This is a genomic window from Gemmatimonadota bacterium (assembly GCA_016720805.1).
Classification (GTDB): Bacteria; Gemmatimonadota; Gemmatimonadetes; order Gemmatimonadales; family GWC2-71-9; genus Palsa-1233.
In genome coordinates this window covers 14,030-32,306 of sequence record JADKJZ010000007.1, presented here as the reverse complement: position 1 = coordinate 32,306, position 18,277 = coordinate 14,030, and the positions used below count along the sequence as shown (strand labels likewise).

At 67.7% G+C, this 18,277-nt stretch carries 19 protein-coding genes; 4 read left to right on the top strand and 15 right to left on the bottom strand.

Going from position 1 to position 18,277, the window contains the following annotated elements; translation table 11 throughout:
* Window positions 1–160: 160 nt before the first annotated feature.
* The 10 genes from IPP98_07685 to IPP98_07640 form a co-directional block, all read right to left on the bottom strand.
* Window positions 161–595: a hypothetical protein gene (locus IPP98_07685; protein MBL0178989.1), complete on the bottom strand. Its 435-nt coding sequence runs from the start codon at window positions 593–595 to the stop codon at window positions 161–163.
* Between the two features lie 135 nt (window positions 596–730).
* Window positions 731–1,102: a HigA family addiction module antidote protein gene (locus tag IPP98_07680; GenBank protein ID MBL0178988.1), complete on the bottom strand. Its 372-nt coding sequence runs from the start codon at window positions 1,100–1,102 to the stop codon at window positions 731–733.
* Window positions 1,068–1,361, bottom strand: a complete 294-nt coding sequence (locus IPP98_07675; GenBank protein MBL0178987.1) for a type II toxin-antitoxin system RelE/ParE family toxin — start codon at window positions 1,359–1,361, stop codon at window positions 1,068–1,070. The genes IPP98_07680 and IPP98_07675 overlap by 35 nt, the downstream gene beginning before the upstream one ends.
* Window positions 1,362–1,546: 185 nt before the next feature.
* Window positions 1,547–2,128 carry a GNAT family N-acetyltransferase gene (locus tag IPP98_07670; protein MBL0178986.1) on the bottom strand — a complete coding sequence of 194 codons (582 nt, stop codon included), beginning with the start codon at window positions 2,126–2,128 and terminating at the stop codon, window positions 1,547–1,549.
* Window positions 2,125–2,460, bottom strand: a complete 336-nt coding sequence (gene sugE, locus IPP98_07665; protein ID MBL0178985.1) for a quaternary ammonium compound efflux SMR transporter SugE — start codon at window positions 2,458–2,460, stop codon at window positions 2,125–2,127. The genes IPP98_07670 and sugE overlap by 4 nt, the downstream gene beginning before the upstream one ends.
* Before the next feature lie 33 nt (window positions 2,461–2,493).
* The gene (locus tag IPP98_07660) at window positions 2,494–2,784 is read right to left on the bottom strand and encodes a hypothetical protein (protein ID MBL0178984.1); all 291 of its coding nucleotides are present in this window, start codon (window positions 2,782–2,784) and stop codon (window positions 2,494–2,496) included.
* A 155-nt stretch (window positions 2,785–2,939) separates the two neighbouring features.
* Complete coding sequence (locus tag IPP98_07655; GenBank protein MBL0178983.1) at window positions 2,940–3,803, bottom strand: PhzF family phenazine biosynthesis protein; 864 nt, start codon at window positions 3,801–3,803, stop codon at window positions 2,940–2,942.
* Window positions 3,800–4,267, bottom strand: a complete 468-nt coding sequence (locus tag IPP98_07650) for a hypothetical protein (GenBank protein ID MBL0178982.1) — start codon at window positions 4,265–4,267, stop codon at window positions 3,800–3,802. The genes IPP98_07655 and IPP98_07650 overlap by 4 nt, the downstream gene beginning before the upstream one ends.
* Complete coding sequence (locus tag IPP98_07645) at window positions 4,264–4,758, bottom strand: TonB family protein (protein ID MBL0178981.1); 495 nt, start codon at window positions 4,756–4,758, stop codon at window positions 4,264–4,266. Before IPP98_07645 ends, IPP98_07650 begins: the two co-directional genes overlap by 4 nt.
* 71 nt (window positions 4,759–4,829) lie before the next feature.
* A complete protein-coding gene (locus tag IPP98_07640) occupies window positions 4,830–5,945 on the bottom strand; it encodes a hypothetical protein (GenBank protein MBL0178980.1) in 1,116 nt (371 codons plus the stop codon).
* 133 nt (window positions 5,946–6,078) lie between these two features.
* Between IPP98_07640 and IPP98_07635 the strand changes: the two genes are divergently transcribed.
* The 3 genes from IPP98_07635 to IPP98_07625 are packed head-to-tail and all read left to right on the top strand — an operon-like array spanning window position 6,079 to window position 10,843.
* Entirely contained in the window at window positions 6,079–7,704 is a 1,626-nt protein-coding gene (locus tag IPP98_07635) for an amidase (protein MBL0178979.1), read from the top strand.
* 49 nt (window positions 7,705–7,753) lie between these two features.
* Window positions 7,754–9,373 carry a M1 family metallopeptidase gene (locus tag IPP98_07630; protein ID MBL0178978.1) on the top strand — a complete coding sequence of 540 codons (1,620 nt, stop codon included), beginning with the start codon at window positions 7,754–7,756 and terminating at the stop codon, window positions 9,371–9,373.
* A gap of 21 nt (window positions 9,374–9,394) precedes the next feature.
* Entirely contained in the window at window positions 9,395–10,843 is a 1,449-nt protein-coding gene (locus tag IPP98_07625) for an aminopeptidase P N-terminal domain-containing protein (GenBank protein MBL0178977.1), read from the top strand.
* Here the strand turns inward: IPP98_07625 and IPP98_07620 are convergent.
* On the bottom strand, window positions 10,840–11,523 hold the full coding sequence (locus IPP98_07620) for a DUF1080 domain-containing protein (protein ID MBL0178976.1): 684 nt from the start codon (window positions 11,521–11,523) through the stop codon (window positions 10,840–10,842). The genes IPP98_07625 and IPP98_07620 overlap by 4 nt on opposite strands.
* Window positions 11,524–11,673: 150 nt before the next feature.
* On the opposite strand from IPP98_07620, the gene IPP98_07615 reads away from it, so the two are divergent.
* Window positions 11,674–14,169, top strand: coding sequence for a glycoside hydrolase family 127 protein (locus IPP98_07615; GenBank protein ID MBL0178975.1), 2,496 nt, complete (start codon window positions 11,674–11,676; stop codon window positions 14,167–14,169).
* Here IPP98_07615 and IPP98_07610 read toward each other — a convergent pair.
* The 4 genes from IPP98_07610 to IPP98_07595 form a co-directional block, all read right to left on the bottom strand.
* Window positions 14,166–15,983 carry a hypothetical protein gene (locus tag IPP98_07610; GenBank protein ID MBL0178974.1) on the bottom strand — a complete coding sequence of 606 codons (1,818 nt, stop codon included), beginning with the start codon at window positions 15,981–15,983 and terminating at the stop codon, window positions 14,166–14,168. The two genes, IPP98_07615 and IPP98_07610, sit on opposite strands and share 4 nt — an antisense overlap.
* Window positions 15,984–16,059: 76 nt before the next feature.
* Entirely contained in the window at window positions 16,060–17,295 is a 1,236-nt protein-coding gene (locus IPP98_07605; protein ID MBL0178973.1) for a hypothetical protein, read from the bottom strand.
* Complete coding sequence (gene uppS, locus IPP98_07600; GenBank protein ID MBL0178972.1) at window positions 17,292–17,972, bottom strand: di-trans,poly-cis-decaprenylcistransferase; 681 nt, start codon at window positions 17,970–17,972, stop codon at window positions 17,292–17,294. Before uppS ends, IPP98_07605 begins: the two co-directional genes overlap by 4 nt.
* Window positions 17,972–18,268 (bottom strand): transcriptional regulator, encoded by a 297-nt coding sequence (locus IPP98_07595; protein MBL0178971.1) that lies wholly within the window; start codon window positions 18,266–18,268, stop codon window positions 17,972–17,974. Before IPP98_07595 ends, uppS begins: the two co-directional genes overlap by 1 nt.
* Between the last annotated feature and the right edge of the window lie 9 nt (window positions 18,269–18,277).

Below are 18,277 nucleotides of genomic sequence, written 5' to 3'. Positions count from 1 at the left end.
AACCGCAAACAGGATTCCGCTACGTGCCATCGAGTTCACGAGGGTCTGGACAGCTAACGGCGTGCGTTTCTGCGGCGGGGCCTGCCGAGGCCCGCGCGTGCCTCAATGAGTCTACGGCGCGTGGGCCGAGGCGTCAGGCCCCGACCGCAGCAAACGCTTGTTAGGGTCCCGTCGCGACGAGATGCCGGCGTGCCCGAATCGTCGTTCGAAGCATCCCAAGGGACAGCAAGAGCGGCATCACGCTCAACACCGCCGCAAACGCAAGAAAAAGCCATGACACCGTTGTTTCAGGCTCGGCCATTCCACTTGTCCAATGGGAGGTGGGCATCGGCGGCAACGGAGCAAAGACCATCCCGCCCCAGACGGCAAGAAAGATGAGTGGCATTCGTTGCGGACGGCGCGTCCACACGCGCAGGAGCGGCCACGATATCAAGACAAGGAGGAGAAGCGGGACGCCATAGAAGATCAATGAGATCGCATGCCCTGCGTACAGTAGGAGCCCCGGGTCAGTCCAGACGAGAACGCCGAAATAGCCGGCATACGCCACCGCCCACACCCAAAGACCAGCCAGCATGGTGACCTTCCAGGGCTTCACGCGTCGGTCATCCATCCGGGCTTCCTGAATCAAGTGAGTGTGACCCTAACGATTTGCAAATCAGCGGCGAGCGCGTGGGCGGCGGAGCCGCATCACAAGCGCGCTCGTTCGCTGCGTTTGCCGGTTAGCGTGCCCTCAACTCGCGCGCCGGAGCGGCTGCAGGTGCGCGATCTCGGCCGCGTCCGCCGAGCGGAGGGCGTGCCACAAATCCCAGTCCTGCTGCAAACCCAACCAGAAGTCCGCACTCATCCCGAGCACCCGCGCGAGGCGGAGGGCGGTATCCGGGGTCACGGCCCGCTTAGCGTTGATCACCTCGTTCAGTCGGGGAAAGGAGACCCCGAGCCGTGCGGCGAACGCCGACTGCGTGATGCCGAGGGGGACGAGGAACTCCTCCCGCAGCATCTCGCCCGGATGCGTCGGCGGCAAGTGCGTCGGCAGCCGGCGCTGGACCAGCGCCCCGGCCCGCCCCCGCTTAGTGGTAGTCGGTGACTTCGACTTCGTCGACATAGCCGTCCTCCCACCGGAAGCACACCCGGTATTGGTCATTGATGCGAATGCTGTGTTGCCCGGCCCGGTCCCCTTTGAGACGTTCCAACCGATTGCCTGGCGGGATGCTCAGCTCCTGGAGGTCGCGCACCCGGTTGAGCTGGGTGAGCTTCCGTCGGACGACCGGCCAGATCGCGGCCGGGCAGGCTTGGCGCGCCCGCCGACTGCTCAGGCCGTTGAAGAGGTCCTCGGTCGCGGCGTCGGCAAAGGAGCGTATCACGGGGTCTATTATAACGGGTAGCGTAACAACGCGCCAGATGGCCAAGTCACGCTAACAACAATTCAACGTCGTTTGTTGCTCGCTGAACCGCTGCAAGCGCAACAGACATCGCCGGGGTCTCGGCGTCGCGCCCACACTTTGGGATTCCCGTCGCTCAGCCCGGATCGCGATCCTTGCAGTGGAACCTACCCCACCGCCCTGACATCTGTCCCGCCACCCCGCCACTCTGGCGCCAGAACCGCGTAGAGGGCATGGTCCCGGAACGCACCGCCGACCCAGTGCGACTGTCGCCGGACGCCTTCGAGTTGGCCGCCAACACGCTCGGCCGTGCGCCGCGAGGCGTCGTTCTCAATCCGACACTGGAACTCGATGCGATTCACCTCCCGCTGATCGAAGAGGTACGCCATCACGGCTCTGGTGGCTGTGGCGGCGAGCCCACTCCCGCGGCTCGTGCTCCCAAGCCAGTAGCCGAGCTCGGCCACGCGATGCACGGGGTCGATCGACCAGCAGGGCACTCCGCCGAGCAGCATCCCGTCTCGCCAGAGGCCGAGATGAAAGCCACGGCCTTCGGCCTCCGCCTCCGTCGCCCGCGCAATGAACGCTGCCGCGTCGTCGCGGGTACGCACACCCGCAGCCCAGCGCAGCCAGGTCTCGAACAGCGCGCGGTCGGCATCGACGGCCGCGAGCAGCGCACCAGCGTGCGTTGCGCGGAGTGATCGCAGGCGCAGCTCGGGGGAGACCGACAGTTCGAGCGGGGGCGCGCTCATGATCCCGGGGTTGGCGGGGCCGAAGCGAGCTTGAGGCCGACGATGCCGGCGACGATCATCGCGATGCAAGTGATGCGAAGTGCAGTGGCGGGTTCGCGGAAGAGGGCGATGCCGAGGATGGCCGTGCCGACGGTGCCGATGCCGGTCCAGACGGCGTAGGCGGTGCCGAGCGGGAGGGTCCGCATCGCGAACGCGAGCAGACCCATACTGGCGGCGAGGGCGGCGGCCGTTCCAACCGTGGGCCAGAGCCGGGTGAAGCCCTCGGTGTACTTGAGCCCGACGGCCCAACCGATTTCCAGCAGACCAGCCACGAACAGGGCGACCCATGCCATCAGGACGACTCCAGCGAAGAGGAGAGCCTGATGTTAATGGGGGGTCTCGACCTGGAGCCGCTCCGATAGCCGCGCACTCCGTTCGCCGACGACTCGGCTCAGAAATTCCTGGCCGCTGGCGAGCCGATCGACCTGACTGGCCACCGAATCGAGGACGCCCTCCAGCTGCTCGACGCGGCGGTCATCGGCCACCGGAGACGCGAAGAGTCGCTTCTCGAAGCGGCTGGCCCGTCGAGAGGAGCGGAACCATCCGACCAACAGCGCGAGGTTGAGCGTGACGGAGATGGCAAGGAAGATGAATGACGCGGCCAGGTCTTCGTTCATTGGAGGATCCTCACCAAGGCAGGGCCGGCGGCCGACCTGCGACAGCCATGCGGTATGTTGGGGTAGCTGGAGTAGCGTTCCAGAACAGGACGTTGCCCGGCGCGGGAAAGTGTCAGCGATCGGCGGTCGGAGCGTCGGGACCCTGAGAGCGAGGTTCAGCTTCCAGTCGACGCCATCACCCGCGCCGTCCCCGACACGCGGATCGAGCTGCCTGGCGATTCCGGGATCTCCGCTCGGAGCAGGGATCGCATGCCCATGTCCTCACCCTGTACGATGTCGATCACGCCACCATGCGGCCAGCCGATGTCGCGCAGGTAGCCTGCGAAGGCGGCGGTCGCGGCGCCCGTGGCCGGGTCCTCGTAGACGCCGCCCGACGCAAAGGGATTCCGCGTGTGGAAGCGCTGCGCCGACTCGGCCCAGCCGAAGAGGATGGTGACCAGCCCCTCGCGCAGCATCAGGGCACGGCCTGCGTCCAGGTCGTAGCGCATCGCGGCGAGGAGCGCTCGCGACTTGAGGATGACGACGAGATGATTCGCGCCGCCGTGCGCCATGGCTGGAGGAATGCGCTGGTCGAGGTCGGCAGCCGTGTAGCCGAAGATGCCGAGCACCTCCGACACCAGCAGCGGCGAGATCGGGGCGCTACGGGTCGGCGGCGACTGCAGCGCGGCCGAAACGATCATTCCGTCACGATGCCCCTCGACCGTGATCTCGGCGTCGTTCAGCGTCAGGGCAAAGGTGCCGTCGCCGTGGGTCATGGCGAGTGCGGCGCCGAGCGCAATGGTGGCGTGACCGCAGAAGGGGACCTCGGACGCGGGCGCGAAATAGCGGACCCGGAATCCGGTCGCCGTCGGGACCGCAAATGCGGTTTCCGAGAAGCCGACCTCATGCGCCGTGCGCTGCATCTCCGCGTCGGTCGGAAACGACTCGCCGATCCAGACCCCGGCGGGGTTGCCGCCGGTGTGACCGTCGGAGAACGCGGCGATGCGCTGGACCTCGGCGGCCGCTCCCCTGTCGCTCATGTCATCCGCCGTGAGATCTGCCGCAACACGCGCCACCCGCTCGCGTCGTGGATGACGTCCCAGACGCCGAGCTCCCAAAACCTGGTCGGCTTCTCATTCCGGATAACCACGTGACTGGTGCACGACAGTTCGACAGTGATGCGCCGGACGCCCGCCTCGGCGTTTGCCGAGTCGGACACCTTGACCAGGTAGCCGCCGGTCCAGCGCCCCCGATCGCTGGTGGCGCTGGGGCAATCGATGGGGGATGAGGCGTTTGGCTGTGTGACGCGGAGCGAATCGTTGCTGCCGAGCAGGCGCATCGTCGTGGAGTCGGCGGCCTGATAACTGATGCCGGTGGGGTGGCCGTAGCCACCGGTTCGAGTGAGCACGACCTGACGCAGGAAGGCGTCGTAGGATGCCTCGCTCTGTCCTGGTATCGGCAATGGGACCGTCGCAACGATGGCCAGCGCCAGCAGCGCCCTCACGGGGCCCCGGTTCCATCGCGCTTGGCGTCGAACATGATCGCCTGCGTGACGCGGGTGCGCACCGGCGTGCCATCACGGCATCCCGGCCAGAAGCGCGTCGCGGCCACCACCGTTCGCGATGGTGCCTCGAAGGCAGGGTTGGTGGCGGAGACCACCGTGACGCTCGTGCTGTCGACGGCGCCATCGCCGTTCACGATGTAGGAGAGCGTGGCCCGGCCACTTACGCCGGCCTGTCGGAGTGCGGCAGGGTACCTGACTGCGGGCCCATCGCGATACGCGGGCGGCACGTGGACCTCATCAAAGGCGAAGACCCGGTTGTCCGCGACCGGGCCGGTGCACGCCGGGAGCCGCGCGGCCACGGTGGTCGCCGTGGCGGCGGCGCTGGGTGCAGTCGTTGGGGTCGTCGACGGCGTGGGCGTACTCGAGGAGCAGGCAGCGAGGAGCGCGGCGCTCGTCACGATGTATACGGCGGTGGTGGTGACTCGGGGCACCGGGACCTCTCTGGATTGGGATTCCTTGAAGCTACAGCGGGATGGCGGACCACAAGGCGCCACCCCGCCGCTCAGCGCCGGTCGACCCGGTAGAAGGTCAGCGTTGGCTCGCCATCGGCACCCTCGCCACGAACCACGAGGCGGCCGTCCGGGGTGATGGAGGCCAGTTGTTCATCGCGGCCAAGGGTGACGCGGCCGAGCAGGCTGCCCGTCGCCGAAACGACGAACCATCCGGGGCCTCCCCGGCCAAGGGCGAAGTCTCGCAGCCAGGTCTCGCCACCAGGCCCGACCATCGCGACGGTGAAGGCCGGGAGGAATGCGGGGACGCGCACCGCCTTCCGGACCCGGCCGGCGTACGCCGGATCCTTGGCCGCAGGGCCGGTCGTCAGATACGCAACGGCCTCGTCGAGCTGCCTCGGCCCGGTGCGAACGCCGGGGACGTTCACCCAGCCGTCGAAGAGGCGCTTTCCCGATTCATCCATCCGTACAAGCCTGAACGCGGTCCTCGTCCCGCGACGCATGACCGCGGGAAAGGCCACCGCGAGTCCGTTGCCATGGGGGAACACTGATTGATAGGGCACCTGAAAGTATGGCTGGCCGCCGACGGTCGTGCGGCCGCCTCCTGCCGGAACCGTGAGCGTCGGGATCGCACCGGTGTAGCTGAAGAGCCGCTCTTTCAGGCGACCGGTGGAGTCGATCGCATTGATCGTGATCGTGCGCATCGAATCGCCGCCTGGGGAGTAGACAAAGAAGGGCAGCACCACGAAGCGGTTCGCCGCGCGAGGAATGACGTCTCCATGAATGGCCAACGGGAGTTCGCGCTGAAGGACGCCCTCCAGGGTGAAATAGCTGAGACGCTGGGTCGCGGTGTCCCACAACCAGACCTGGCCATTCAGGTAGCCGATGCGCACCGGATTCGTGGCATGTCCGGGCCCGGCGCCATGCTCGACGAAGGCACGGATCGAACGGCCGGTGCGATCGATGATATGGATATATGGCGGTCGGTTGTCGCGCAGGAGCAGGTGGCCGTTCGGCAGGAGCGCAATCGAGTTGGCGTTGGCGATCGTGCTCGGAATGGTGAAGCCCGATTCGCGGAGAAGGCGCCACGGCGGAGTCTGGCCCTGCAGAGGCGCCGCGACAAGCAGGGACGCGAGGACGCGCCACCGACGACGTGGCCCGCCGATCACTCGTGACTCCCCAATCGTCCTGCCTGCTCGCCTGCGGACATGGTACCCTCGTCGCCGAACGTCATGTCGCCTCCCGGATGTCACAGCAGACTCGCCTGCCGATTGAAGCTACTTCAATCTCCCCGTCCGCCACCTGCCACCCCGCCACCCGCAGAATGGCTGTAAACTTCCTCATGCCCCTCACTCGTCGCGAAGCCCTCGAGACCCTCGGCGCCCTCTTCGCCGCGCCGCACCTCCGCTGGCCCGCGCTCCCCCCGAGCCACTCGCCGGCACCATCCTGGAATTCCAGGCCGGCCGCGCGCGCGGGGAGTGGACCGCCACCTCGGTCACCCGCGAGGCCATCGACCGCAGCTACGCCTGGAACCACCGCCTCCACTCGACGGACCTGCTCAGCGACCGTGCCCTCGCCGACGCGCGTGCCTCGGACCTTCGCGCCCGTCGTGGCGCGCTCCGCGGTCCGCTCGATGGCGTGCCGCTCTTTGCGAAGTCGATCTACGATATGGCCGGCCTCCCGACCACCTCCTCGAGTGCCGCCTGGGCGGAGCTCTTTCCTGAGCCGGTACGCCACGACTCGTTGGAGGTCGCCCGGCTCCGCGCCGCCGGCGCCGTCATCCTCGGCAAGACGGCCGCCGACGACTTCGCCTACCGCGGCAACGGCACCGCGTCGCTCTCTGGCCAGGTGATCAACCCATACGATTCGGCCAATATCAAGACCCCTGGTGGCTCGAGCGCCGGGTCGGCGGTGTCAGTGGCCTGCGGGATCGCCTTCGCCGCGCTCGGCACCGATGACGGCGGCTCCAACCGCATCCCCGCCCAGTTCACCGGCGTCGTCGGGATGAAGCCGACCTTCGGCCTCGTCCCGCGCAGTGGTGTGATCCCGACCTGGCCGTACCTCGACACCCACGGACCCCTGTCGCGCTTCGTGGCCGACGCGGCCTTGATGCTCGACGCGATCGCCGGCCCCGATGCGTCCGACGGTCTCGCGCTGACCGCACCGTGGCGACGCGGCACCCTCGCCACCCTCGATGCGAATGCCCTGCAAGGCGCCCGACTCGGCCTGGTGGAGTTCCACGTCCCGCGCGACCAGATGCCCGCCGCGTCGGTGGCCATCTTCGATCGGGCCATCGCTGACCTCACGCGCGCCGGCGCCGTGGTTGAGCCGTTCGCCCCGGAGGTGACCCGCGCGACCGTGCGGCAACGCTTCACCGCCTCAGCCACGGCCCGGCAGGACGCTCGCCCCGATCCGAATTCGCCTGCCGCCACCGCCAACGCCCTCCTCCGCTATTTCCAGCGGCAGGGCAGTGCGAATGCCGAAGCGAGTGTCCGAAAGGGGCTCGCCGCGTTCCAGAAGTTCTACGACGTCCTCCCCAAGGAATGGGAGGCGATGGCGAAGCTGATGGTGCAGCCGTACGAGACCGATCCCGCAGGGGTGTCGTTCGCACGCTCACGCGCCGAGGTCACCGCGCAGCTGGCCGAGTCGTTCCGGCAGCAGCGGATCGAGGCGATGGTCTATCCGACGATGCCGTTTCCCGCGCCCCGTGCCGTCGACAATTGGCCCGATATCCGCACCACGCTCGGCTACGGCAACTGGCTCGGCCTTCCGGAGGTCTCCGTGCCGAGCGGCCTTGGCAGCGACGGCATGCCGGGGGGCAACCTCTCGTTCGTCGGACTGCCGGGGAGCGATGCACGTCTCCTCGCGCTCGCGCACAGCTACGAGCAGGCGTCGAAGCGGTTCGTCGCACCGAAAGTGCTGGGCTAGGGCACCACCCGCTTCACCCCACACGCACAGCCCCCCGGAGACGCTCGCGATGCATCTGTGGACCCTCGTCGGACTCGCCGCTGGCCTCGTCGGCACGCCGCCGGCCATGCGCGACGCCTACCCGCGTCAGCCGGGGATCGACGTGCAGCACTATCGCTTCGAGCTGGCACTCAACGACTCGACCGATGACCTGGCTGGCGACGCGACGGTCACCGTGCGATTCATCAAGGGCGGACTGACCACCTTCTTCCTTGACCTCGCAACCGTGGCGAACGGGAAGGGGATGGCGGTGGCCGAGGTGACCAGTGATGGCGTGGCGGTGCCATTCACGCATCGTGAGAACCATCTCACCATGACGCTGGGCCGTGCGCCGGCGGCGGGTGAGCTGCGCCGCTTCCGGGTGCGGTACCACGGCATTCCGGCCGGCGGCCTGATGGTGGGACTCAACAAGTTCAAGGAGCGCTGCTTCTTCTCGTGGAACTGGCCCGACTTGGCACGGCAGTGGCTGCCGATGATCGACCACCCATCAGACAAGGCAACGAGCGAGTTCATCGTCACGGCGCCGACCAAGTACGCCGTCGTCGCCAATGGTCTGCTCCAGTCCGAGATCTCCCGGGCCGACGGCACCAAGCGGACGCACTGGAAGCAGTCGGTGCCCATCTCGTCGTGGTTGAATGCGATCGGTGTCGCCCAGTTCGCGGTCCATCATGCTGGCACGGTCCGGGGCGTGGCGCTGCAGACCTGGGTCGCCTACCAGGAGATGGAGAACGGCATCCTGACTTACGAGGCACCGGCGCGGCAGGCGGTGGAGTTCTTCAGCGACTACATCGGTCCGTACCCGTACGAGAAGCTTGCCAACGTGGCGGCCGCTTTTGGGGGCGGTGGCACGGAGCACGCCAGCGTGATCTTCTACGGCGAGACGACGGTCCGCACCACGCCGCAGACGTCGCTGGTGGCGCACGAGATCGCGCATCAGTGGTTCGGCGACGCCGTCACCGAGAATGACTGGGACGATGCCTGGCTCAGCGAAGGCTTCGCCACTTACTTCACGCTGCTGTTCACCGAGCACTACGACGGGCGCGACGCCTTCGTCACCGGGCTCCAGCGCGCCCGGACGACGGCGCTTGCGGCCGAGACGCGGGTCAATCATCCGGTGGTCCATGCCAACCCGGCGGACCTCCGCGGTGTGATCCCGAACCTGGTCTACCAGAAGGGGGCTTGGGTCCTCCACATGCTCCGCATCCAGCTCGGCGAGGATCTCTTCCGGGCCGGGATCCGCGAGTACTCGAAGCGCTATCGCGACGCGAATGCCTCGTCCGCAGACCTGCAACGGGTGATGGAAGAGGTGTCGGGCCAGTCACTCGGCTGGTTCTTCGAGCAGTGGCTGCATCGCACCATCTCTCCCGCACTCGCGGGAACGTGGAGCTGGGATGACGCCCGGAAGGTGGTCGTTGTCGAGCTTCGACAGACCCAGGCCGGAACGCCGTACCGCCTGGCGCTGGATGTCGGCATCGTGCCCGACAGTGCCGGAGCGACGACCGTCTCGACCATCGAGTTCACGGGCGTCAGCACGCGAGTCGAGATCCCCAGCGCCCGGGCGCCGCGAGATGTCGTCCTCGATCCGCGAACGCGCCTGCTGATGACGCCCCCCGCCTTCACTCGGAAGTAACCACCACAAGGAATGGACCGCATGGCTCGTCGTACCTGCACCGTCGCCGTGGCGCTCGGCCTCCTCGCCGCGCCATTGGCGGCACAAGGCGGCTTCACCGGCGCCTTCCCACCGGAGGAGTTCGCCGCGCACCGCGCCAAGGTGATGGAACACATCGGCGACGGCGTCGCGGTGATCCAAGGGACCACCGAGGCCCGCGGCGAATGGACGCTGCGGCAGGGGAACCAGTTCTTCTACCTGAGTGGCGTCGTCGAGCCGCGCGCGATGCTGATCGTCGACGGCCGCACCAAGCGCACGACGCTCTTCCTCAACGCCGCCGCACCGCGCGTCCGCCAGTACGGTCCCTACCTCACCGCCAACGACTCCGCCCGGCAGGTGAGCGGGGTCGACGTGGTGATGCCGCGCGACTCCTTCGCGACGGTGCTGGGGCGGCTGGATGGACGGACGATCTTCACGCCGTTCCGCCCGGAGACGCAGGGGAGCGAGTCCTCAAGCGATGTCGCCGGCTACTTCCGGCGCTCGAAGGCCGATCCCTGGGACGGGCGCGTCTCGCGGGAGGAGCTGTTCGTCGCGGCGGTGAAGCGTGCGGTGCCGACGGCCCAGCTCAAGGACCTCGATCCAGTGCTCGATTCGCTCCGGGCGTTCAAGACTCCTCGGGAGGTCGCGCAGATTCGCGAGGCGACCAGGCTCGCCGGGGTCGCAATCATGGAGGCGATGCGCGACACGAAGCCGGGGATGCTCGAGCACGAGCTCGAGGCGCCGGCCGAGTATGTCTACAAGCGGGGCGGGGCATACGGGACGTCGTACTTCCCGCTGATCGCCGGCGGACCGCGGATGCAGTACACCCACTACCACAAGAACCGCGGCACGCTGGTCGATGGCGAGCTGCTGCAATTCGACTGGGCGCCGGACCTGAACAACTACACCGCCGACGTCACCCGCGTCTGGCCGGTGAACGGCAAGTTCACGCCCCGGCAGCGAGAGTATTACACCATCTATCTGCGACTCTATCAAGCGGTGCTCACGTCGATCCGTCCGCACGTGACGGCCCGTGCGGTCATGGACTCCGCCTACGCCAAGATGCAGCCCATCATGGCGGCCTACCGCTTCACCGACCCACGGATCAAGGCGGCGGCGCAGGCGATGATGGACCGCTACAAGCCGCTCCCGCCGGGCACAACGGGCCGCGGCGGCTCCCTCGGCCATTCAGTGGGGATGGAAGTGCACGACGTGCCGAACATCACTCGCACGCTCGAGCCCGGCTACGTCTTCACGATCGAGCCGCAGATGACGATTGACGGCGCCGGGGAGCTCTCGGTCCGGCTCGAGGACATGATCCTGATCACCGAGACCGGCTACGAACTGATGTCGGGCTTCGTCCCGATCGAGATCGCCGACATCGAGGCGCTGATGAAGCAGCCCGGGATCGGCGAGCGGGCGCTGAAGGCACCCGCCAAGCCGCGTCCCTAGGGGCTCAGTCGCGTGATCGGCGTGAGGTCGAGTCGACGGAACTCGACCTCGGAGCCCTCGGCCTGCAGCGCGATCTGCCCGCGCGACGCGGTGGCATTGGTGCCCGAGTTTACCAGGACGCCGTTGACCCAGATCTTCAGCGACGAACCGACCGCCTCGATGCGCATCGAGTTCCATTCGCCGAGCGGGCGCTCGGAGTCATCGGTCAGGTTGACGATCCGGCGGTTGGCGCCTTCCCGGATACCCCACAGGTTCTTGGGCCCGCGCCGCGCCACCATGTCGGGGACGGTGATGTCCTCGACGATGCACCAGAAGTCGCCGGCATTGCCATGCTCCATCTGCACCTCGATCGATTTCGGAAACATGCCGTAGAGCGCGCGCGGCGTCGACGCATGTACCAGCACCCCGGCGTTGCCCGGCTTGCCCGGGAAGCGATACTCGACGTCGAGGCGGTAGTTGGCGTAGACGCTGTCGGTGATCAGGTGCCCTTCCGGTGTGCCGAGCGAGACCAGATGGCCGTCCCGCACGATGAACGGATTCCGGAGTGATGGCGTCGTGTCGCGGGCGGGCACATCCACATGCCACCCCGTCAGGTCGCGACCGTTGAAGAGCGGGCGCGCCTGTTGGGGCACCGGACCGACGCCGAGCACGAGGGCGGCGATGAGCAACGGGAGTCGCATGGTGGGTTCCTCGGAATGTCGGGGGGTCTGCCCTCAAGCTAGCGTCCCCGAAGCGAATCCGCCTCCAGCGGCATCGGAGGGTGCTCGCTCGACAGCCGAGCGCGCGGTCCCTAGATTCCGTCGCTGTTCCCACCCCACCAGGACCTCGACATGCCCACCAATCGCCGCGACTTCCTCCAGCAGTCCGCGGCCACTGCCGCCGCCTTCTCGCTCGGGCCGCTGACCAAGGGCGAGCTCGCCGCCGAGCTGCCGCTGGCCCCCGCGGTCGATCCGACGATCCGCGCCTTCGAGTTGCGGATGCTCACGGCGCGTCCACTGCCGTTGCACAAGGTGCGGGTACTTGGCGGGCCACTGAAGCGCGCACAGGATGTCACCGCGAGCTACCTCCTCGCGCTCGATCCCGATCGGATGATGGCGCACTATCGCCTCCGCGCCGGACTGCCGAAGAAGGCCGAGCCGTACGAGGGATGGGATGGCGGTGGCCGCAACCTCACGGGGCATATCGCCGGGCACCATCTCTCGGGGGTGAGCCTGATGTATCGGGCCACCGGCGACGCCCGCTTCAAGGCGCGCGCCGGCTATCTCGTGAAGGAGATGCAGGAGGTCCAGCTCAAGAACGGCGATGGCTACCTCGGCGCCCTCGAAGGGCTGCGCGAGGCGTTCGCCGCGGTGTCGAAGGGCAACATCCGCTCCGGCGGGTTCGACCTCAACGGTCTCTGGTCGCCGTGGTACACGCTGCACAAGACGTACGCCGGCCTCCGCGATGCGTACCGGCATACTGGCAACGCCACGGCGTTGGCGCTGGAGATCAAGTACGCCGCGTGGGCCGAGTCCGTGCTGGCGCCGCTGTCGGAGGCGCAGGTGCAGAAGATGCTCCTCACCGAGCACGGTGGCATGAACGAGGTCCTTGCCGACCTCTACGCCGACACCGGTAACAAGCGCTGGCTCGACCTGTCGCACCGCTTCGAGCACGTGGCATTCACCGATGCCCTCAAGCGCCACCAGGACAACCTCGCCGGGAAACACGGCAACTGTCAGATCCCCAAGTTGATCGGCTCGGCCGCACGGTACGGCTACACCGGCGACCCGGCCGACATCGTCGCCGCGTCGTTCTTCTGGGATCGCGTGGTGCAGCATCACACCTACGCGACCGGCGGGCACGGCCTGGCCGAGTACTTCGGGATGCCGGACCAGCTGAGCACCCGCCTCGATGGCCGCACCTGCGAGACCTGCAACGCCTACAACATGCGGAAGCTCTCGATCCGGCTCTTCTCGTTCCGGCCGGATGCCGAGTACGGCGACTTCCACGAGCGGGTACTCTTCAACCACATCCTCGCCTCGATCGATCCGGCCGACGGCACCACCTCGTACATGGTGCCGGCCGGGCGTGGCGTGACGCAGGAATACCAGGACATGCAGCGCGACTTCACCTGCTGCGTCGGCAGCGGGATGGAGAGCCACGCCCTCCACGGCGACGGCATCTACTACGAGAACGCCGACCAGGCCTGGGTGAACCTCTTCGTCCCCAGCTCGGCCGACTTCGCCTCGGGGATGAAGCTGGTGCAGGAGACCGACTTCCCCACGGGCGAGAGCGCGCGGATCAAGGTCGTCGCGGCAGGGCTCAAGCCGTCGACGCTGCATCTGCGTCGGCCGGGCTGGGCAGGCGATGGCTACACCATCAGCGTGAACGGCGAGAAGCTGCCGCAGCCGCCGATCGCGAGCTTCCGCCCAGGGGCCGCGGGCGGTTGGCGCATCGGCATCGACGAGTCGGGGCTTCCGCCGAGCCAGTATGTCAGCATCACACGGCAGTGGAAGGCCGGCGACGTCATCGCAATGCGCTTGCCGAAGACGCTCCGCTTCGAGCCGACCGCCGACAACAAGCGGGTCACGGCGATCATGTGGGGCCCGCTCGTGCTGGCAGGCGACCATGGCCCGAGCCGAGGTGCGGAGGGCGCGAGCGTGGCGAGGATCCCGGCGTTGGTCACCGACGACAAGCCAGTCGCGGAGTGGCTGGTGCCGGCCGGTGCACCCGGTGACTTCACGGCGCGCCAGGTGGCGCGGCTTCCGGCGCAGCCGGCCGCGCCGACTGACCTCTCACTCAAGCCGTTCTACCGGACCCATCGCCGCCGCTACAGCAACTACTTCGACGTGATCACGACGGCGGAGTTCGACGCGCGCGTCGGTGCGCTCGCGGCCGAACGGGAACGGCTCCGCCGGCTGGAAGCGGCGACGGTGAGCGTGGTGCACCCCGGTGTGGCCGCGGAGGAATCGTCCGCAGGGTACGTCAGCGAGCCCGCGAACAGGCCGGCCGGCAACGCCGACGGCAAGCCCAACCGCGCGGGTGGAGGGTGGTTCTCGTACCAGCTCGCAGTGGATGCTGACGCGCCGATGGCGGTCGTGGTGACCTACCTGAACGAGATCGGCCTGATGCCCGCGGCCGGGAACTTCGAGATCCAGGTCGATGGCACCGTGGTGGGCAGCTTCGAGGCGAAGCCGGACGCCGTCGGCTTCTGGGACGCGACCTACCAGGTCCCGGCCACGCTGGTACGCGGCAAGGCGAAGGTCACGGTGCGCTTCCAGGCCACCCAGCCGGGGCGGATCGCCCCGGTCTTCGGCATCCGGACCGTGCGGGCGAACGCGCTCTAGCCGATCCCGGCGCGCTGCTTGGCGCGCGCAATGACGGCGGCCATCGTGTCGCGGTGGAGGGTGAAGGTGTCGTCGACCACCTGCAGCGTGGGGATGGTGTTCGGCGAGAGGCCGAGGGTCTCGGTGTTGAAGTGCTGGAAGCCTGCCTCGTGGACGCCGCTGCTGCCGCGTCCCGGGGCGGGGGCGCTCAGGTGCGAGAAGAAGCGGGCGTACTTCCGCCACCGCCCGCCGCCCCCGGCGTGGTACATCGGGATGAAGCCGTAGAGAGCGTCGTAGGGCATCTCGCCGACACAGGCGACCTTCGGGAACTGCGTCCGCAGGTCGCTGATCATCCGCTTCGTTCCCTCGTGCATGTCGCCCGTGGTGGCGTTGACGTGCCCGCCAACGATGTCGAGGAAGTAAGCATCGACGCCGAAGCGCTCGATCGTCTCGGCGATCCGCCCCGTGATGTGGTTCCGCCAGGCGTCATGGCCGAGGTTCATGTAGGTGAGCCAGCCGTCCTGGTGGCGATCGTTGTTCCAGTCGACCCAGTTCAGGTTGTAGAGGTCGCCGTCGAGCTTGTACGTCGCGCCGCCCTTGATCTTCTCCCAGGACGGCTGCTGCCGGTTCGCCGAGTTGGCGCCGAACATCGGCATCATCTTGAAGCCCATCTTCTGGCCTTCGCTGATCAGCCGCCGGAATCCCGCCTCGCCCCCCATCCGCTCGGGCACCGTGTAGTTGGGGTAATCCCAGTAGTAGCGGCCATCCCACGACGCGAGGAAGACGAGCACCCGCTCGGGCGCGATCTGCGTCGCCATCCAGCGGAGGATCTCGAGCTGCTTGGCGTAGTCGTTGAAGATGTAGCCGGTATAGTGCTGCCCGTGGAACGTCGTGACCAGCGCGACGTTGCGCATCCACGCCGGGGCGTCGGGGCGGGTCTCGTAGGTCGGCAGCGCGTAGGCGCGCTCGATGTGCGCCATGTGCGGCGCCATCGCCCCCTCGAAGGTCGTGGCGCGCAGCAGCCGCCACGTTGGGACGCGCACCGTGGTGTCGTTCCGCCAGGCGTCGTGCTCGTAGATCGCCTCGACCCGGAACCCCTTCTCCCCCTGCTGGAAGTAGAAGCGCTTCGGGCGGACGCGATCGTCGAGGGTGGAGAGGGCGATAAACTCGGCGTCGGCCGCCTGCAGGACTGCGATCGGCGTCGTCATCCCGATCGGCGAGAAGGCGCCGTGGAGGTCGCCCGCGCCAAAGGTGTAGCCACCCAGCAGGTCGCCGTCGCGCGGATTGACGAAGCCGCCGCCGCCAAATGAGACCGGGCCCTTCGGGATGTCGCGGATCACGGTGGTGACAGTCTTCACCGGGTGCGGCATGGTGACCACGATGTCCCACTCGATCGCCTGCGCGGTGCGCCGGAAGGTCGCCTCGAACTTCCCCGTCACCTTCTCCTGCCCGCCGGCCCAGACGAACGAGTCGCAGCTCAGCCGCATCGCGTCGTCGTTCCCCTCGGCGCGCATCCGCGACTGATCGAGGGAGTACGTGTTCTCGTTGGTGAAGAGGACGAAGCCGAAACGATGCGGCCCGAAGACCACCGACGGCTCGGGGAAGTCGAACGAGAATCGCATGAACGACTCGCCCCGCGCCGGCGTGAAGACCTCGCTGGTGTTCTGGAGAGTCACGATCTCGCCGCTGGCACGCGCTACCTGCTCGATGGGCGGCGTTGGCGTGATCGGCGACGCGTCGGGCTCCGCGGCCTGGGTGGTCGTCGGCAGCAGTCCGGCGGTCGCGGCCGCGCCGAGTGCCTTGAGGGCGTCTCGGCGCGAGAGGGAATCGCTCATTGGGTGGCTCGGGCGTGAGGGGAGGCGTCCGAGCGGAATATGCCGCCCACGGTCGGGGCGGGCCAGTCAGCGGGCGCTAGGCGAAGCGGAAGATCACCGGCAGCAGGAAGACGACCAGGGCCGCCCATCCGGCGTATACCGGCAGGTATCCCGCCACGACGGGACGCATCGTCGCGAAGCGGGCGCGGCCGCGCACCACCGCAAGGTACGACCAACAGATTCGGGCAAGGTGGACCATGATCACCAGGTTGACGCCGAGCACCGCGACGCGATTCGGCGTGAAGCCGTAGGAGGCCAGACGGAAGACGATCGCCGACAGGGCGATGGCATTGATCACCAGCGTGACGCCGGCGAGCGCCACGTTGATCGTGTCGACGAGGCCGGTGGGCGAATCGGCGTCGCGTTCGACGATGGAGAAGACGGTGATCGCCAGGACCACCAGCAGCAGGCCGTTGCAGGTGATCAGGAAGCCGCGGTCGAGGAACGGGTTCTGCCCGCCGAGGAAGGCGACGCCGAGGTAGATGGTCGACATGACTAGGAAGAGCGGCGCGAAGACACGGGCCAGTACGGCCGGAATCCCGGTGCGTCGATGGAAGACGACGTCATAGAGGTAGGTCGCCACCACGGGAACCGCGGCCACCCCGAAGATGCCGATGTTCTCGAAGTACTGTTCCGCGCTGTCCTTCATCACCATCTCGAACAGCGCCACCGTCAGGCCGCTGAAGACCATGCCGCCGAGGCCCACGAGCGCCACCAGGATCACCATCTCGCCGTTGTAGCGGATGAAGCGGATGCGGGCATCGGTGTCACGCCACGCCGAGCCGGTGAACGCCAGGCCGAGGACGCCCCAGAAGAGGATCGGGAGGTGAATCAGCGCCATCACCACGGAATCCTTGAAGCCGGGCAACAGCGAGACGTAGATGCCGGTGTTAAGGGCGACACCGAGTCCCAGGATGATTCGTCGGCGGTCGGGGTTCGCGATCCAGAAGTAGGTGCAGAGTCCGAGGATGACGATCATCGGCGCGAAGCGGGGATAGTACCAATCCACCGTGAGGGCCAGCGCCGGCAGGCGGACCGCCGCGCCGGAGATCAGCGCCAGCAGGATGACCATTATCACGCCGCGCCGCGTCGCCGCCTGATCCGACGCCTCCCGATAGTTGAGCCGGGCCTGCCAGACACGGAGGACTGGCGACTGCGGCGCCGCCCGGAAGGCCTCGGCGAACGAACGGTTGAAGAGCGCCGGGTCACGGCGATACAGCGCCTCGAGCGCCTCCGGTTCTTCGGCGTACTGGGTAATCTGCACGACGGTCATGTGACGGGCTCCAGGGGGGATGCAATGGACGGAACGGCGCCGAAGCGCCGATCGCGTCGGGCGAAGTCGGCGAAGGCCGCGTCGAGGTCGTCGGTGCTCAAGTCGGGGAAGCAGACGTCGAGGAAGGCAAGCTCGGCGTAGGCGCTTTCCCACAGCAGGAAGTCGGAGAGACGCCGTTCCCCGCCGGTTCGCACCAGCAGGTCGACCGACGGCAGCAGGGCGGTGCGCGAGGCATGGTCAGCCCGTGGCAACGCGTCCTCCAGTGCGGCGCGACTGGAATAGTCGATCGCCACATGGAGGTGCATCCGTGTTCCATGGGCGGTGCGGCGCTCGGCTTGCTCGATCGCGATCACGAGCTTGGTCGGCAGGCGATCGCGTCGGCCGAAGATCGAGAGTCGGATGCCATGAGTGACCAGCGAGGCCAGCTTGTTCTCGAGGTGCGACGCGAAGAGGTCGAAGAGGAAGCCGACTTCCTCGCGCGGGCGCTTCCAGTTGTCGCTCGAGAAGGCGTAGAGCGAGAGGTCGCTGACGCCGAGCTTGGCGCAGTGCGCCACGATCTCGGCGGCGGTGCGTGCGCCACGGGCGTGCCCCATCCAGCGCGGACGCCCGCGCGAGGTGGCCCAGCGGCCGTTGCCGTCCATGATGATCGCGAGATGCGAGGGAATCCCGGCGGGCATCAGGCGCCTCCCACGCGACGGATCAGCGCTTCCATGTGGCCGAGGTATTCCTCGAGCGCGTGTCGGCCGGCCGGGGCGAGTCGAAACTCGGTTCGTGGGACGCGCCCGTCGAAGCTCTTGGTGCAGGTGATGTAGCCGGCGTCCTCGAGTTTCCGAGCGTGCACCGAGACGTTGCCGTCTGTGGTGTCGAGCAGCGACTTCAGCTCGTTGAACGAGAGCGTGTCGTGCACGGCCAGCGCACTCACCATCGCGAGGCGCATCCGTTCGTGGATGATCCGATCGAGCGACATCGGCATCGAGACATC

Bases quoted from the DNA above. Each gene is read 5' to 3' on its own strand.
- IPP98_07605 (MBL0178973.1), bottom strand. From the start codon at position 17,295: ATGACCGTCGTGCAGATTACCCAGTACGCCGAAGAACCGGAGGCGCTC.
- uppS (MBL0178972.1), bottom strand. From the start codon at position 17,972: ATGCCCGCCGGGATTCCCTCGCATCTCGCGATCATCATGGACGGCAAC.
- IPP98_07610 (MBL0178974.1), bottom strand. From the start codon at position 15,983: ATGAGCGATTCCCTCTCGCGCCGAGACGCCCTCAAGGCACTCGGCGCG.
- IPP98_07670 (MBL0178986.1), bottom strand. From the start codon at position 2,128: ATGAGCGCGCCCCCGCTCGAACTGTCGGTCTCCCCCGAGCTGCGCCTG.
- IPP98_07660 (MBL0178984.1), bottom strand. From the start codon at position 2,784: ATGAACGAAGACCTGGCCGCGTCATTCATCTTCCTTGCCATCTCCGTC.
- IPP98_07655 (MBL0178983.1), bottom strand. From the start codon at position 3,803: ATGAGCGACAGGGGAGCGGCCGCCGAGGTCCAGCGCATCGCCGCGTTC.
- IPP98_07625 (MBL0178977.1), top strand. From the start codon at position 9,395: ATGGCTCGTCGTACCTGCACCGTCGCCGTGGCGCTCGGCCTCCTCGCC.
- IPP98_07680 (MBL0178988.1), bottom strand. From the start codon at position 1,102: ATGTCGACGAAGTCGAAGTCACCGACTACCACTAAGCGGGGGCGGGCC.
- IPP98_07615 (MBL0178975.1), top strand. From the start codon at position 11,674: ATGCCCACCAATCGCCGCGACTTCCTCCAGCAGTCCGCGGCCACTGCC.
- sugE (MBL0178985.1), bottom strand. From the start codon at position 2,460: ATGGCATGGGTCGCCCTGTTCGTGGCTGGTCTGCTGGAAATCGGTTGG.
- IPP98_07595 (MBL0178971.1), bottom strand. From the start codon at position 18,268: ATGCCGATGTCGCTCGATCGGATCATCCACGAACGGATGCGCCTCGCG.
- IPP98_07630 (MBL0178978.1), top strand. From the start codon at position 7,754: ATGCATCTGTGGACCCTCGTCGGACTCGCCGCTGGCCTCGTCGGCACG.
- IPP98_07620 (MBL0178976.1), bottom strand. From the start codon at position 11,523: ATGCGACTCCCGTTGCTCATCGCCGCCCTCGTGCTCGGCGTCGGTCCG.